Here is a 13,226-nt window from a genome sequence, read left to right on the forward strand (position 1 = left end):
TCACTCCTTGGCGTTTCACAATAAAGGGGCAGGGCCGTGCTAGATTCTTGCCTTTGACGCAGGAGTGAGACCCCGCCCATGGACATGCTGCACGCAATGCGCACCTTCGCCCGCGTAGTGGAATGCGGCAGTTTTGCCGCTGCCGCCAATGCCCTGGACATCTCGGCGGCGCAGGTGTCGCGCATCGTCGCAGAGCTGGAAAACCAGTTGCAGACCCGTCTGCTGCATCGCACCACTAGGCGCTTGCGCATGAGCGAGGCGGGCGAGCGTTTTCTGGAGCGTTCGCGGCAGATCCTGTTGCTGACCAACGAAGCCATGGACGAAGCTCGCGGCGCGCACCTCACGCCCCGAGGCCGCCTGCGTGTGCACTGCACCCACGGCCTGGGCCTGTTGATGATGCCGCTGGTGGCGCGCTACAACGCTGCGTGCCCTGAAGTGGTCATGGAACTGACGCTGTCACAGCGCAACCCCGACCCGCTTGCCGAAGGCCACGATGTAGTGATCGCCATCGGCCAGGGCCTGCCAGACTCGCAACTGATCGCCATCCCGCTGGGCGGGATCCACAGCATCCTGTGTGCCTCGCCCGATTACCTGGCCCGCAAAGGTGTGCCGCAGTGCCCGCAAGACCTGCGCCAGCATGTCTGCCTGCGCACTGTCGACCCCTTGTTCGAAGAGGACTGGTCGTTTGGCCAGGCACCGGAAAACTGCGTGATCGAGCCGCAGGATACGTTCTTGACCAACGTCGCCGACGCCATGGTCAGGGCCACTGAGCTGGGGATGGGGGTTGGCCTGCTGCCTTATTATTCGGCAAGCCAGGCGCTGGAGGACGGGCGCTTGTGCCGGCTGTTGGCACCGCACCGGCTGCGCCAGCGCGAAATCTACGCGATCTACCCCTCGCGGCATTATCTGGATGCCAAGGTGCGCACCTGGATCGACTTCCTCAAAGAGCAATTGCCGCTGGTGTTTGCCGCGCACATGCAGGTTGTCGAGCAGCCCCAGTACTGGCGCTGAGTGACCGCCGGGCATATCGATCAAACTTTGCCGGCCTGCGCGTGTTCTCTTCAGGACACCCTAAGGAGAAACTGTCATGCCGCAAGCCCCGAACGACAAGCACGACAAAGGCCCGCACTCTTCAGAGCATGCAACGCAGCCGGAAAACCCGGGCTTCGACCCCGATTCCCCTGACCTTGATGACCCGCAGGTCGACCCGCAAGGGCCAGCCAAGCCGCCGCGGGACGTTGAAAAGCAACAGTAAAGGCCAATCGCTGTGTTGGGGCCCATCGCAGGCTGGCGCCAGCTCCCACGAGATCAAAAGCCCGCGGTCCCTGTGGGAGCGGGCTTGCTCGGCATGCCGAACCACCGCGATGGGCCGCAACGCGGCCCTGATAGCTCAACCGATGGGTCTTACGCCTCAGCTCTTTTCGCCGCTTCCACGCCCGCCGACGACAGCTTGATCGGGTAGCTCACGCTTAGCTCGTGACTGTCATCGACACTCACGCTGCCGTCATGGATAAGGCCCTGCTCCTGCAGGGTCTTGAGCATGCCGGCAACCGCCCGCTCACCGCGATAGTTGTCGAGGATTTCCTTGCCCAGGCCCTGTGGGTGGGCGTGCAGCAGGCGGGTCAGTAGCTCGTTTTGCAGATCGGTATTGCTCATCGGTGCACCTCTTTTACTTGCTGTGGGTGGCCTGGAGTTTCTTGGCCTCTTGCAGATGGTGCTCAAGGGCTGGGAGCTTTTCCTTGGCGAAGGCCTTCAGTTCGGCCTTGTCGGAGGACTCAGCCTCACGTTTGAACAGTTCGATGGTTTTTTCGTGGGCATCGACCTGATTGTTGGCGTAGGCGCGGTCGAACGACTCCTCGCGCATGTCCAGGATCATCTTGCGCGCCTTGTCGGTCAGGCTGGCTTCATCTGGCACGTCGATATTCAGGCGCTTGGCCAGTGCCATCAGCTCCTGATTCACCTTGGTATGGTCGTTGACCATTTGCTCGGCGAATTTGCGCACCTCGGCATTCTGGCTTTTTTCCAGTGCCAACTTGCCCGTGACCACTTCGGCGATACCGCCTTCGGCTGCGCTGTCGACAAAATCGTCGGAGGCCGCGAACGCGGCCGGCACAGCGCCGATGGACATGGCAATGGCCAGGGACAGTGATTTGAAGGTCATGGCGAACTCCTTAACGGGTGGCGCGACGTCAGTGTCGCGTACGGTTGAGCCTCGCCCCTGGCCAAAGGTTTGATTTGATTGCAACGGCGGCGCCGTATGGCAACCCGGTTGAACAACGCCTGGCGTCCAGGCTCAGATGCCTTACACCGACAGCCCTTGGAGAAACGCCATGAGCATCGAGCGCAGCATCCCGGAACTTGCAGCCTGGTACGCCCAGTACGACGACGAAAGCTACCGCCGCGAAGCCCCCGACGCTTACCACCATGAGCTTGTGCGCACGGCCGAAGCGCTGCGCGACGATGGCGCTATCGAGTGGGACGATTGGCTGGCGCTGAAGGCCTTGGCCGACGACGCGCATGTGCTCGCCTTGCAGGCGGCAGTGCGGGCGCGCGTCGATGATCCCGATGCGTGAGCATTTGGACGTTGTGGCGCCGCACCCTTGGCTCTACAATCCGCGCGCCGGCGCCCCGGGCCCTGCGCAACTACGTGCTGGACTATCGTCATGGGCGGCAAACACTCGATGACAAGGGATTTCAATGTGTGCAGCCCGCAAACAGACTGACGACAGTCTATTGGCGCCGACCAGCGAACAACGCGCTGTAGCGCTGTTTCGCCTGGTGCTGGGGTTTATGGCTGCGGTGATGATCGCCTTTGTGCTGATCGAGGGTTGGCGCGTCTGGCGCGACTATCGCCAGGCATTCCTGACTGCCGAAAATGCCGTGACCAACCTGGCCCGGGCCACCGCCCAGCACGCTGAAGATGCTATCCGGCAGGTCGATGCAATGACCGCGGCCTTGGCCGAACGCCTAGAGGGCGATGGTTTCGACCATATCGACAAGGCACGCTTGCACGCGCTGCTCAAGCAGCAGGCGCGCATCATGCCGCAGTTGCACGGCCTGTTCGTGTACGCCCCGGACGGCAGTTGGATCGTCACCGACCAGGACGCGGTGCCGCCGGATGCCAACAACGCCGACCGCGACTACTTCATCTATCACCGCACCCATACTGGCCGCCAGGTTCTGATCAGCTCGGTGGTGCGCAGCCGCTCCACCGGCGACCTGATCATCCCCATTTCACGCCGTCTGGAATACCCCGATGGCCGCTTTGCCGGTGTGCTGCTGGGTACCATCAAGGTCGACTGGTTCGTGCGCTATTACGGCGACTTCAAGATCGACGAGCGTGGCGCCCTGGTGCTGGCCAAGCGCGACGGGACCATCCTGGTGCGCAGGCCCTCGGTTGAACGGGTGATCGGCAACAGCCTGGCCGACAGCGAAATCTTCCGCAAATACCTGCCGTTCGCCAGCGAAGGCGTGGCGCAGGCGGTGGCGGTCGTTGACGGCACCCCGCGGCTGTATGGCTACCGTGCGCTGTCGAGCTACCCGCTGGTGGTAGAGGCGGGGCTGTCGCGCGAGTCGATCATCGCCCCATGGCGGCACGACATGATCCGTTCGCTGGTGGTGTTGCTGCTGTTGCTGGTGGGCCTTGCCGCGTTCGGTTGGGTGGTACTGCGCCAACTGCGCGAACGTATCGCCATCGAGCGCGCCCTGCATCAGGCGCACCAGACGCTCAAGGCCCTGGCGCTGACGGACAGCCTGACCGGTCTTGGCAACCGCCGCCGCCTGGATGGGGTGTTGGAGGCTGAGATCGGTCGCGCCCGGCGCCAAGGCTACCCGCTGGCGCTGGTGATGCTCGACCTCGACTACTTCAAGGCCTACAACGACCGCTATGGCCACTTGGTCGGTGACCAGTGCCTGCGGCGTTTCGCCGAGGTACTCAAGCAAGTGCTCAAGCGCCCCGGTGACCTGGCCGTACGGTATGGCGGCGAGGAGTTCACGGTATTGCTGCCGGACACCGACGCCCAAGGCGCCAGCCAGCTGGTGCAGGAGATTCTGCAACTGCTGCGCCGCCAGGCCATCGAGCATGGCGGCAGCCCGCTTGGGCATGTGACGGTCAGCGCAGGCCTTGCGATGGGGGCGCCGACGCTTGAGACGGTATCCCCAGAAAACCTCATGGCAGCTGCGGACGCCGCGCTTTATCAAGCCAAGCGCCAGGGGCGCGACCGCTACTGCCTGGCCGGCGCCGTGGACGCCGGTGCTGGGCAGGGGCAGTTGAACCCGACCGCCTAGTCGGCCGTCATTGGCTCAGCCAGCAACTGCCAGCGCACCGCACTCACGCCTTTTTCAAGGCTGACCCGGCTTACCAGCCGCTCCAGCGAGGTGTGCGCTTGTGCTGTGCCGAGCAGCTCGGCGCGCACTTCCAAGCGCGCCGCGTCGTCCAGGTCTTCGCTGTGCAGCGATTGCAGGCGCAGGCAGGGGTCGCTCAGGCTATGCAGCATCAGGCTACGCACCTGGATCTCGTCCTCGGCGCGGCAGACGATACGCACGCCAAAGCGTTGCTCGACTTCACTTGCCGGCAGTACCTCCTGACGGTCCAAACGCTGGGCGATGTCGCGCAGTAGAATGTTGGCGCACAGCACCACCAGGCTGCCGATAGCGGCCTCCAGCAACAGGCCCAGGCTGCACAGCACGCCAACTGCGGCGGTGCACCACAGCGTTGCAGCGGTGTTCAGGCCGCGCACATTGAAGCCATCACGCATGATCACGCCACCGCCCAGAAAGCCGATGCCGGACACCACGTAGGCAGCCACCCGCGAGGCATCGGCGGGCAGCATGCCCGGCACTGCCTGGGTCATCAGTACGAAAAGGCAGGCGCCGGTGCTGACCAGGGCATTGGTGCGCAGGCCGGTCATGCGCTGGCGCAGTTGACGTTCTGCGCCGATCAGCGCGCCGAGTACCAGAGCCACGCTTACGCGCAGCAGAAAAATTTTCCAATCCATCGCAAACCTCGTTGCACGGGCCTGTGCCCGTTCAAGCGTCGCCAGCGGGCGGCGCAAAAGCAAAAACGGTGAATGCGCAGGGCCACATGCCATACGCCAAGGGCGTAAAGGCTGGGAAGAGAAGAGGAGGGGTCAGCCGTGTGAGGCTGAAAAACCACCGTCTACCATAAGGCGGCCAGACAGTGGCAGGGACGCTGCCGGACTAGCTCGCCGTGTGGGCCTGTCGCAATCGACTGGGGCTACTGTCCAATGCAGGGTTCTCCGTAGGGGGCAAGAGTGCGACGCGGACGTTACGCCGCAGCCTCGCCGGGGTCAAGGGCAGGATCATGACAATTGCGTCATGGCGAACTTTCCTGCAACAAACCCGGCAATGTTAACCTTAGTGCCCGTTATCGCCTTTGCCGGACCGTCCCATGTTGCTCAATCTCGCCGTGCTTTTTGGCACACTGGTGGCCATGGAGGGCGTCGGTACGCTGGCCCACAAGTACGTCATGCACGGCTGGGGCTGGTGGCTGCATCGCTCGCACCATGAACCCCACCTTGGGGTGCTGGAAACCAACGATATCTACCTGGCGGCGCTGGCCGTGATTGCCGCTGCACTGGTGGCGCTCGGCAAGGCCGGGCACGCGCCATTGCAGTGGGTGGGCGGCGGGGTGGCGGCCTATGGTGTGGCCTATGTGCTGGCGCATGACGGGCTGTTCCACCGCCACTGGCCGCGCGCGCCCAAGCCGGTCAACCGTTACCTCAAGCGCTTGTATCGCGCGCACCGGCTGCACCATGCGGTCAAGGGGCGGCAGGGCGGTGTGTCGTTCGGCTTTTTTTACGCCCCGCCCGTGCCGGTGCTCAAGCGGCAGTTGAGGCAACTTCGGACGCCCGCCCACGGCTCACCCACCAGCCAAACCCCGCAGCCGTGAAGAACATGATCAGGCTGTAGATCGCGGCGGGCACCGCCATGGTGGCGTTATTGAGCAAGCTTGGGCTCAGTGCCAGGGCAATCGCCAGCGTGCCATTGTGGATGCCGATTTCCATGCCAATGGCAATTGCCTGACGCTTGGGGATGCTCAGCAGGCGCGGTACCCAATAGCCCACCGCCAGGCTCAACAGGTTGAACAGCAGCGCCGCGCCGCCGACGATGGGCGCGTACTCGACCACGGTTTGCCAGTCCTTGGCCAGTGCCAGGACGATGGTGAAGGCCAGGAACAACGCTGCTACCAGCTTCATTGGTTTTTCCATGCGCGCCGCAAAGCCTGCGGCAAAATGGCGGATCAGCATGCCCAGTGCCACCGGCAGCAGCACGATGGCGAACACTTGCATGACCTTGGCAAACTGCAGCGGGATGGCCTGGTCAGAGGCCATGAACCACATCAACGACAGGTTCACCAGCAACGGCATGGTCAGAATGGCGATCAGCGAGTTGACCGCCGTGAGTGTGATGTTCAGCGCCACGTCGCCGTGGGCCAGGTGGCTGAACAGGTTGGCCGTGGTGCCGCCGGGGGAGGCTGCGAGCAGCATCAGGCCGACGGCAAGCGCCGACTCCAGGCCGAAGCCGTTGGCGATCATGAAACACACCAGCGGCAGCAGCAGGATCTGGCAAGCAAGGCCGATCACCACGGGTTTGGGGTATTTCACCACCCGCGCGAAATCCGCCAGGGTCAGCGACAGGCCGAGGCCCAGCATGATGATGCCCAGGGCAAGCGGCAAAATGGCGGTGAGCAACGGGGATGCGGTCATGGAGGCGCTCTCGACGAAGGATCTTGCGCAGTCTAGGTGGCGTGGAATCGATAGCTAATCGCAATAAGCCATACTTGGTAACTGTTTGTTACGGCAAGCGTGATGGGCAGCGGCCACGCGCCGCGTTGCGGTGCAGCGTCTGGCGCAGTAGCATTCGCGCTTTTGCCGAAGGATTAGCCCACCATGCCGTTCCAGCAAGGCCTGCTCGCCACCCCGGTGCCGACCCACGCGCGTCACCTGTTCTTTGCCCTCGACGTGGTCGAGGCCTTGCCCGGCGTACTCGACCCGTTGCTTGCCGAGGTTGACGGGCGCAGCCTGCTGCTGGCCATCGGCGCGCCGTTGGCCAAAGCCCTGGGCCGTGAAGTGCCGGGCCTGCGCAGCTTCCCGCAGCTTGAGGCAGTGGTGGAAAACCCGGCTACCCAGCACGCCTTGTGGCTGTGGTTGCGGGGCGAGGAGCGTGGCGAGCTGTTCTTGCGTGCTCAGGCGCTGCAGCAACGGCTGGCCCCTGCGTTGCGGCTGGTGGACAGCGTTGACGGTTTTCTGCACGACGGCGGGCGCGACCTGACCGGCTATGAAGACGGCACCGAAAACCCCGCCGATGATGATGCGGTGCAGGCTGCTATCGTGCCGGGCGAGGTTGCCGGGCTGTCTGGCTCAAGCTTTGCTGCCTTCCAGCTGTGGAAGCACGACCTGAACTACTTCAAGTCTTTGCCGCAGGCTGAGCAGGACGACATCATTGGCCGTCGGCTGAGCGACAACGAAGAGCTGGAGGATGCGCCGGAGTCTGCCCACGTCAAACGTACCGCCCAGGAGAGCTATGACCCTGAGGCGTTCATGGTGCGGCGTTCGGTGTCCTGGACTGATGAGCGTGGCGCGGGCCTGGCATTTGTTGCCTTGGGCTTTTCGCTTGAGGCGTTTGAGGTTCAACTGCGGCGCATGAGCGGCCTGGAAGATGGGGTGGTCGATGCCTTGTACCGCTTCAGCCGGCCGCTTAGCGGGGGGTATTACTGGTTCCCGCCGATGGGCGAGGGTGGGGCTGATTTGCGCTTGTTGCTTGGCGACTGCTGACAATTACGGGTTTTTAGCAGTGGTCAAATGCGTGCGACTCGGCTGTGTTGTTGCGCAGGGCGCGCGCTTTTTGTGGGAGCGGGCTAGCCCCGCGATGCGGACTAAACCGGCATAAGCTGTCATTGGCCCCCAGGGCATGGTAGAAATCGGCACTATCATTCAAAAGTTGAATAACCCGATGTCCATCAGCTTGAAATCGAATAGAGCCTTGTTCGACCTCGACCTGCTGCGTGCCATCGTGGTGGTTGCCGATTGCGGTAGCTTCACCACGGCGGCGGCGCGGCTGCATTCTACGCAGTCGACCATCAGCCAGAAGGTGCGCCGCCTCGAAGACATGGTCGGCCACCGCCTGCTGGTTCGCGGCAACCGCGATGTGCTGGCCACCGATGCCGGGCAAACCTTGCTGGGCTATGCGCGGCACATGTTGGCCCTGAACGACCAGATGCTCGAAGCGCTGGCGGGGGCGATGGTGGGTGTCACCGTGCGCCTGGGTGTGCCGGAAGACTTTGTCGGCGGGCGGACCACCAATGCGTTGTCGGCGTTCAGCCGCCAGTACCCGCAGGTCAAGCTGGAGGTTACCAGCGGCCTGTGCCGCGATCTCAGCCAGGCTTACGACAACGGCGAGCTCGACCTGGTGCTGCTCAAGCAGCGGCGCAACAGCCGCGAAGGCGTCGCCTGCTGGCCGGAGCGGTTGCAGTGGATCGACAGTGCGCGCCTGCCAGCCTTCGAGCTGGACCCGGTGCCGCTGGTGACCTTTCCGCCCCGTGGGCTGTACCGCGATGACATGATCAGCGCCATCGAAGGCATGGGCCGGCGCTGGCGCATCAGCTTCACCAGTTCTAGCCTGAGTGGCATCCAGGCGGCCGTGGCTGACGGAATGGGCATCAGCCTGCTGCCGCCGCGTGCGGCGACGGCGGAGCACCGGGTATTGGGTGTGGGCCAAGGGCTACCGGAGGTGGACAGCTATGAGATTGTCATCGTCTGCCGGCCGACTGCCGACCTGATGGTCAAGGCGCTGGCTGAGGTGCTGACCGAGTTGCTGGCTGAGCAGGTGATTTGAACGATTGGTTCTGTGGGCTTGTGGGAAACTCCAGGGTTTTGTACAACCCTGGCCTGGCCTCATCGCAGGCTGTCGCCAGCTCCCACAAAGATTGCGCACAGCCACAATATCGAGGCCTCCCCGGATCCCTGTGGGAGCTGGCGACAGCCTGCGATGAGGCCGGAGCATGCGTGCACAGAAGTGTGCGGCCCCGGAATTCGGCGCTGGCTACCGGCCCGGGTTTTCCATGCGGCCAATGTAGGTCAGTTGATTATCGAAAAAACGCGCGCCCGCCCGCGGGTTCTGCGCGCCGCTGGCCAGTTTGTCGTCACTGTCCAGCAGCACGATCACATCGGGCCTGTCGCCCAGCAGGGTATCGAGGTCTTCATAGAAGGTCACTTCGGCGAAGTTCTGGCTCAGTGAGTCAGCCAGCCAGGCATAGGCCTGATTGCCACCCAGGGTGGCCACCGGCGTCGCCTGGCCATTGGCCGCAGCGCGGCGGTCGTGGCGATGTTGCAGGTAGTCCATGGTCGATGCGCTGTCGCGGCCCAGCAGTACCGCCACGTGCTGGCCATGGCTCAGGGTGACGCTGGAGAGGGCGGTGGCCGAATAGAAGTGGCCTAGTGGCTGGCTGCCAGGTTGGCTGGCGCAGCCGGTGAGGGTGGCGAGCAGGGCCAGCAGGGCGGCGAACATGCCGGTTTTCATGGGAAGTGCCTCGTCGAAGATCCAATGGCGCCATTCTGGCCAAGCCGTTACGGCGAGGGAACTCGATGGCAGGCATGGTAGCTATCGACGGGGTTGATGGTTCAATGGGTGCTCATGAACTGCAAAATACGCTCGCGCAGCCAGCGTTCGGCAGGGTCGTTGTCATGGGCGCTGCTCCAAGCCATCGACAGCTCAGCTTCGCTGATTTCGAACGGCGCAGGGTCTGCGCGCAAGCTGCCGTCATCGGCCAGTGCGCAGGCGGCGTAGTCGGGCACGGTGGCAATCATCTCGGTATTACGCAGCAGCGCCCGCAGGCTGCCGAACTGCGGCACCGCCAGCACCACCTTGCGGCAGCGCCCGATGCGTGCAAGGTCCAGGTCGATGTTGCCGCTCATATCGCCTGAGAACGACACCATGACGTGCGGGCGGCTGCAGTATTCATCCAGCGTCAAGGGCCCCGGCCGATCATCGGCGCGCAGCACGCGCACGCCGATATCGCGCAGCTTGCGGCGCTTGGCATTGGCCGGCAGGTCGGTGGTGTAGCTCACCCCCACCGAAATTTCACCCGATGCCAACAGTGCCGGCATCAGCAGAAAGTTTGCCCGGCGCACCACCACGCTGATCTGCGGGGCTTCGTTGCGCAGCGCTTCAAGCAATGGCGGGAACAGGCCGAACTCGGCGTCGTCCGACAGCCCCAGGCGGAACACGTTGCAACTGCTTGCCGGCTCGAAGGTCTTGGCACGGCTGATGGCCGCCGAGATGACATCCATGGCTGGCCCCAGCTCGTGGAAGATCTGCATTGCCCGGGGCGTAGGCTCCATGGCCCGGCCATTGCGGATAAGCAACGGGTCGTCGAACAGGTCGCGCAGGCGGGCGAGGGCGGCACTGACCGTGGGCTGGGTGATGAACAGTTTTTCGCCAACGCGGGTCAGGTTGCGTTCGATCATCAACGCCTCGAACACTACCAGCAGGTTCATGTCGACGCGGCGCAGGTCGTTGCGGTTCATGCACGGGGGCCTTGCAGCAGGAAGGGGGCAGCAGATTCAAGCACAGATCATGGCGTCTGGCTTGTACCGATGTGCGCAGGCTATTGGCGCTCAATAGCGGCTCTATTAGACCTCTGCGCAAGGTCGGCTAGTCTTCTGCGTGGCAGCTTCGGATGCCCGCCGCGTTAGGCCCCTGAGCACCCTGGTGCAAGACGCAGGCCCCGCCGCCCTGACACCTTGGCAACCCGGATGTCGGCACAGACCGACGACACCTGATGAGCAGACCCGACCCAAAGGTAGAAACAGATGTCGAACGAATCGAAATGCCCGTTCCATCACACTGCCGGCAGCGGCACCAGCAACCGTGACTGGTGGCCCGACCAGCTCAATCTGAGAATCCTCCACCAGCACTCTGCAAAGGCCAGCCCAGACCCGGACTTCGACTACGCCAAGGCATTCAAGAGCCTCGATTTCCAAGCCTTGAAGCAAGACCTGACGGCGCTGATGACCGACTCCCAGGACTGGTGGCCGGCCGATTTCGGCCACTATGGCCCGCTGTTCGTGCGCATGGCTTGGCACAGTGCAGGCACCTATCGCATTGGCGATGGCCGTGGCGGCGCAGGCTCCGGTCAGCAACGCTTTGCACCGCTCAACAGCTGGCCGGATAACGTCAGCCTGGACAAGGCCCGGCGCCTTTTGTGGCCAATCAAGCAAAAATACGGCAACAAGATTTCCTGGGCCGACCTGATCGTGCTCACCGGCAACGTCGCGCTGGAATCCATGGGCTTCAAGACCTTCGGTTTCTCTGGCGGGCGGGCTGATGTGTGGGAGCCGGATGAAGACGTGTACTGGGGTTCGGAGAAGGTCTGGCTGGGTGGCGATACCCGCTACGGCAAGGCGCAGGCGCCGGGCCAGGGCGACCTGGTAGCCGAACCCGCCAAGCATGGCGAGGAGCAGAGCCGCACCTTGGCCGGGGAGCGTAACCTTGAGAACCCGCTGGCGGCCGTGCAGATGGGGCTGATCTACGTAAACCCCGAAGGCCCGGAAGGCAACCCTGACCCGGCGGCATCCGCCAAGGATATCCGCGAAACCTTCGGCCGCATGGCCATGAACGATGAAGAAACCGTGGCACTGATCGCCGGTGGCCATGCCTTCGGCAAGACCCACGGCGCAGGCCCTGCCGAAAATGTCGGCGCCGAGCCAGAAGCTGCCGGGCTGGAAATGCAGGGCCTTGGCTGGAGCAACAAGTTTGGTTCTGGCAAGGGCGGCGACACCATTACCAGCGGCCTGGAAGTGACCTGGACCTCGACGCCGACGCGCTGGAGCAATGAGTACCTCGAGAACCTCTTCAACTTTGACTGGGAACTGACCAAAAGCCCCGCCGGGGCACACCAGTGGCGGCCCAAGGACGGCAAAGGCGCCGGCAGCGTGCCAGACGCCCATGACCCCACCAAGCGTCACGCCCCGTCGATGCTGACCTCGGACCTGGCACTGCGCTTCGACCCGGTCTACGAGCCCATCGCCCGGCGCTTCAAGGAAAACCCCGAGCAATTGGCCGACGCTTTCGCCCGTGCCTGGTACAAGCTGATCCATCGCGACATGGGCCCATTGGCACGTTACCTGGGCCCGGAAATGCCCCAAGAGGAGCTGCTGTGGCAAGACCCGCTGCCCAAGGCCGATGGCCCAGTGCTGGGTGAGGCCGACATCGCCGCGCTCAAATCCAAGGTGCTGGCTTCGGGCCTGAGCGTTGGCGAACTGGTCTCGGCTGCCTGGGCGGCTGCGTCGACCTTCCGTGGCTCGGACAAACGCGGCGGCGCCAACGGCGCGCGCATCCGCTTGGCGCCTCAGAAGGATTGGGCCGCGAATCAGGGGGTGGACAAGGTGTTGAAAGTGCTGGAGCAGATCCAGGACGGCTTCAAGGCCGGCGGCCAGCATATTTCCCTGGCCGACCTGATCGTCCTGGCCGGCACTGCCGCCGTGGAAAAAGCGGCCGCAGACGGCGGCCATTCAGTCAAGGTGGCATTCCGTCCAGGCCGGGTAGATGCCTCCCAAGAACAGACCGATGTCGAGTCGTTCGCCGTGCTCGAACCGTTGGCCGATGGCTTTCGCAACTTCAGCAAGGCGCGCTACAGCGTCAAGGCTGAGAAACTGCTGCTGGACAAGGCCCAGTTGCTGACGCTCACGGCTCCGGAGCTGACCGTGCTGATAGGTGGCCTGCGCGTGCTTGGCGCCAACCACGGCGGCAGCACTCAGGGCGTTTTCACTGAGCGGCCCGGCGTACTGACCAACGACTTCTTCCGCAACCTGCTGGATATGCGCATCGAATGGAAGCCGACCTCGGCCGACAACGAAGCCTTCGAAGGCCGTGACCGCGCCACCGGCCAGCCGCAGTGGAGTGCCAGCCGGGTAGACCTGGTAATGGGCTCGCACGCGCAGTTGCGTGCACTGAGCGAGGTCTATGGCAGCAGTGACGCGGGCGAGAAGTTCGTACGGGACTTTGCCAGGGCGTGGACAAAAGTCATGGAGTTGGACCGGTTCGATCTGGACCAACACCGCGACCCATCCGCAGCGCGCTAGATAAACCCCAAGCGACGCTGCCCAGTGTAGGAGCGGCCCATCGCTGCACAAGGCCGCTCTCATAGAACAAACGCTAACTAACTGATTTTATTAGAAACGTGGGAGCGGGCTTGCCCCGCGATG

General features: G+C 63.6%; 14 protein-coding genes. 8 read left to right on the forward strand and 6 right to left on the reverse strand.

Annotation, left to right across the window (positions count from 1 at the left end):
- Positions 1-78: 78 nt before the first annotated feature.
- Positions 79-1,011: a LysR family transcriptional regulator gene (locus HU720_RS00210; protein WP_186516208.1), complete on the forward strand. Its 933-nt coding sequence runs from the start codon at positions 79-81 to the stop codon at positions 1,009-1,011.
- 76 nt (positions 1,012-1,087) lie between these two features.
- Positions 1,088-1,255: a DUF6021 family protein gene (locus tag HU720_RS00215; RefSeq protein ID WP_186516209.1), complete on the forward strand. Its 168-nt coding sequence runs from the start codon at positions 1,088-1,090 to the stop codon at positions 1,253-1,255.
- Between the two features lie 149 nt (positions 1,256-1,404).
- Here the strand turns inward: HU720_RS00215 and HU720_RS00220 are convergent, their stop codons facing one another.
- The gene (locus HU720_RS00220; protein ID WP_186516211.1) at positions 1,405-1,656 is read right to left on the reverse strand and encodes a hypothetical protein; all 252 of its coding nucleotides are present in this window, start codon (positions 1,654-1,656) and stop codon (positions 1,405-1,407) included.
- Positions 1,657-1,669: 13 nt separating this feature from the next.
- Positions 1,670-2,161: a DUF4142 domain-containing protein gene (locus tag HU720_RS00225; RefSeq protein WP_186516213.1), complete on the reverse strand. Its 492-nt coding sequence runs from the start codon at positions 2,159-2,161 to the stop codon at positions 1,670-1,672.
- Positions 2,162-2,330: 169 nt separating this feature from the next.
- On the opposite strand from HU720_RS00225, the gene HU720_RS00230 reads away from it, so the two are divergent.
- Positions 2,331-2,573 (forward strand): hypothetical protein, encoded by a 243-nt coding sequence (locus HU720_RS00230; RefSeq protein ID WP_186516215.1) that lies wholly within the window; start codon positions 2,331-2,333, stop codon positions 2,571-2,573.
- Between the two features lie 124 nt (positions 2,574-2,697).
- On the forward strand, positions 2,698-4,287 hold the full coding sequence (locus HU720_RS00235) for a sensor domain-containing diguanylate cyclase (RefSeq protein ID WP_186516217.1): 1,590 nt from the start codon (positions 2,698-2,700) through the stop codon (positions 4,285-4,287).
- Here the strand turns inward: HU720_RS00235 and HU720_RS00240 are convergent.
- Positions 4,284-4,997, reverse strand: a complete 714-nt coding sequence (locus HU720_RS00240; RefSeq protein ID WP_186516219.1) for an MgtC/SapB family protein — start codon at positions 4,995-4,997, stop codon at positions 4,284-4,286. The two genes, HU720_RS00235 and HU720_RS00240, sit on opposite strands and share 4 nt — an antisense overlap.
- 413 nt (positions 4,998-5,410) lie before the next feature.
- Between HU720_RS00240 and HU720_RS00245 the strand changes: the two genes are divergently transcribed.
- Entirely contained in the window at positions 5,411-5,911 is a 501-nt protein-coding gene (locus HU720_RS00245) for a sterol desaturase family protein (RefSeq protein WP_186516220.1), read from the forward strand.
- On the opposite strand, the gene HU720_RS00250 is transcribed toward HU720_RS00245, so the two are convergent.
- Complete coding sequence (locus tag HU720_RS00250; RefSeq protein ID WP_186516221.1) at positions 5,841-6,728, reverse strand: bile acid:sodium symporter family protein; 888 nt, start codon at positions 6,726-6,728, stop codon at positions 5,841-5,843. The genes HU720_RS00245 and HU720_RS00250 overlap by 71 nt on opposite strands.
- A gap of 183 nt (positions 6,729-6,911) precedes the next feature.
- Between HU720_RS00250 and HU720_RS00255 the strand changes: the two genes are divergently transcribed.
- Both HU720_RS00255 and HU720_RS00260 read left to right on the forward strand, forming a co-directional pair.
- Positions 6,912-7,796, forward strand: a complete 885-nt coding sequence (locus tag HU720_RS00255) for a Dyp-type peroxidase (protein ID WP_186516222.1) — start codon at positions 6,912-6,914, stop codon at positions 7,794-7,796.
- A 178-nt stretch (positions 7,797-7,974) separates the two neighbouring features.
- Positions 7,975-8,856 (forward strand): LysR substrate-binding domain-containing protein, encoded by an 882-nt coding sequence (locus tag HU720_RS00260; RefSeq protein ID WP_186516224.1) that lies wholly within the window; start codon positions 7,975-7,977, stop codon positions 8,854-8,856.
- Positions 8,857-9,063: 207 nt separating this feature from the next.
- Here the strand turns inward: HU720_RS00260 and HU720_RS00265 are convergent, their stop codons facing one another.
- Both HU720_RS00265 and HU720_RS00270 read right to left on the reverse strand, forming a co-directional pair.
- Entirely contained in the window at positions 9,064-9,540 is a 477-nt protein-coding gene (locus tag HU720_RS00265) for a hypothetical protein (RefSeq protein ID WP_186516225.1), read from the reverse strand.
- Between the two features lie 101 nt (positions 9,541-9,641).
- Complete coding sequence (locus HU720_RS00270) at positions 9,642-10,547, reverse strand: LysR family transcriptional regulator (RefSeq protein WP_186516227.1); 906 nt, start codon at positions 10,545-10,547, stop codon at positions 9,642-9,644.
- A gap of 285 nt (positions 10,548-10,832) precedes the next feature.
- Between HU720_RS00270 and katG the strand changes: the two genes are divergently transcribed.
- Complete coding sequence (katG, locus tag HU720_RS00275; RefSeq protein WP_186516230.1) at positions 10,833-13,103, forward strand: catalase/peroxidase HPI; 2,271 nt, start codon at positions 10,833-10,835, stop codon at positions 13,101-13,103.
- Positions 13,104-13,226: the final 123 nt, after the last annotated feature.

Origin of the sequence: Pseudomonas sp. SWRI51 (assembly GCF_014268825.1) — a bacterium.
In the GTDB taxonomy this organism is placed as follows: Bacteria; Pseudomonadota; Gammaproteobacteria; order Pseudomonadales; family Pseudomonadaceae; genus Aquipseudomonas; species Aquipseudomonas farsensis.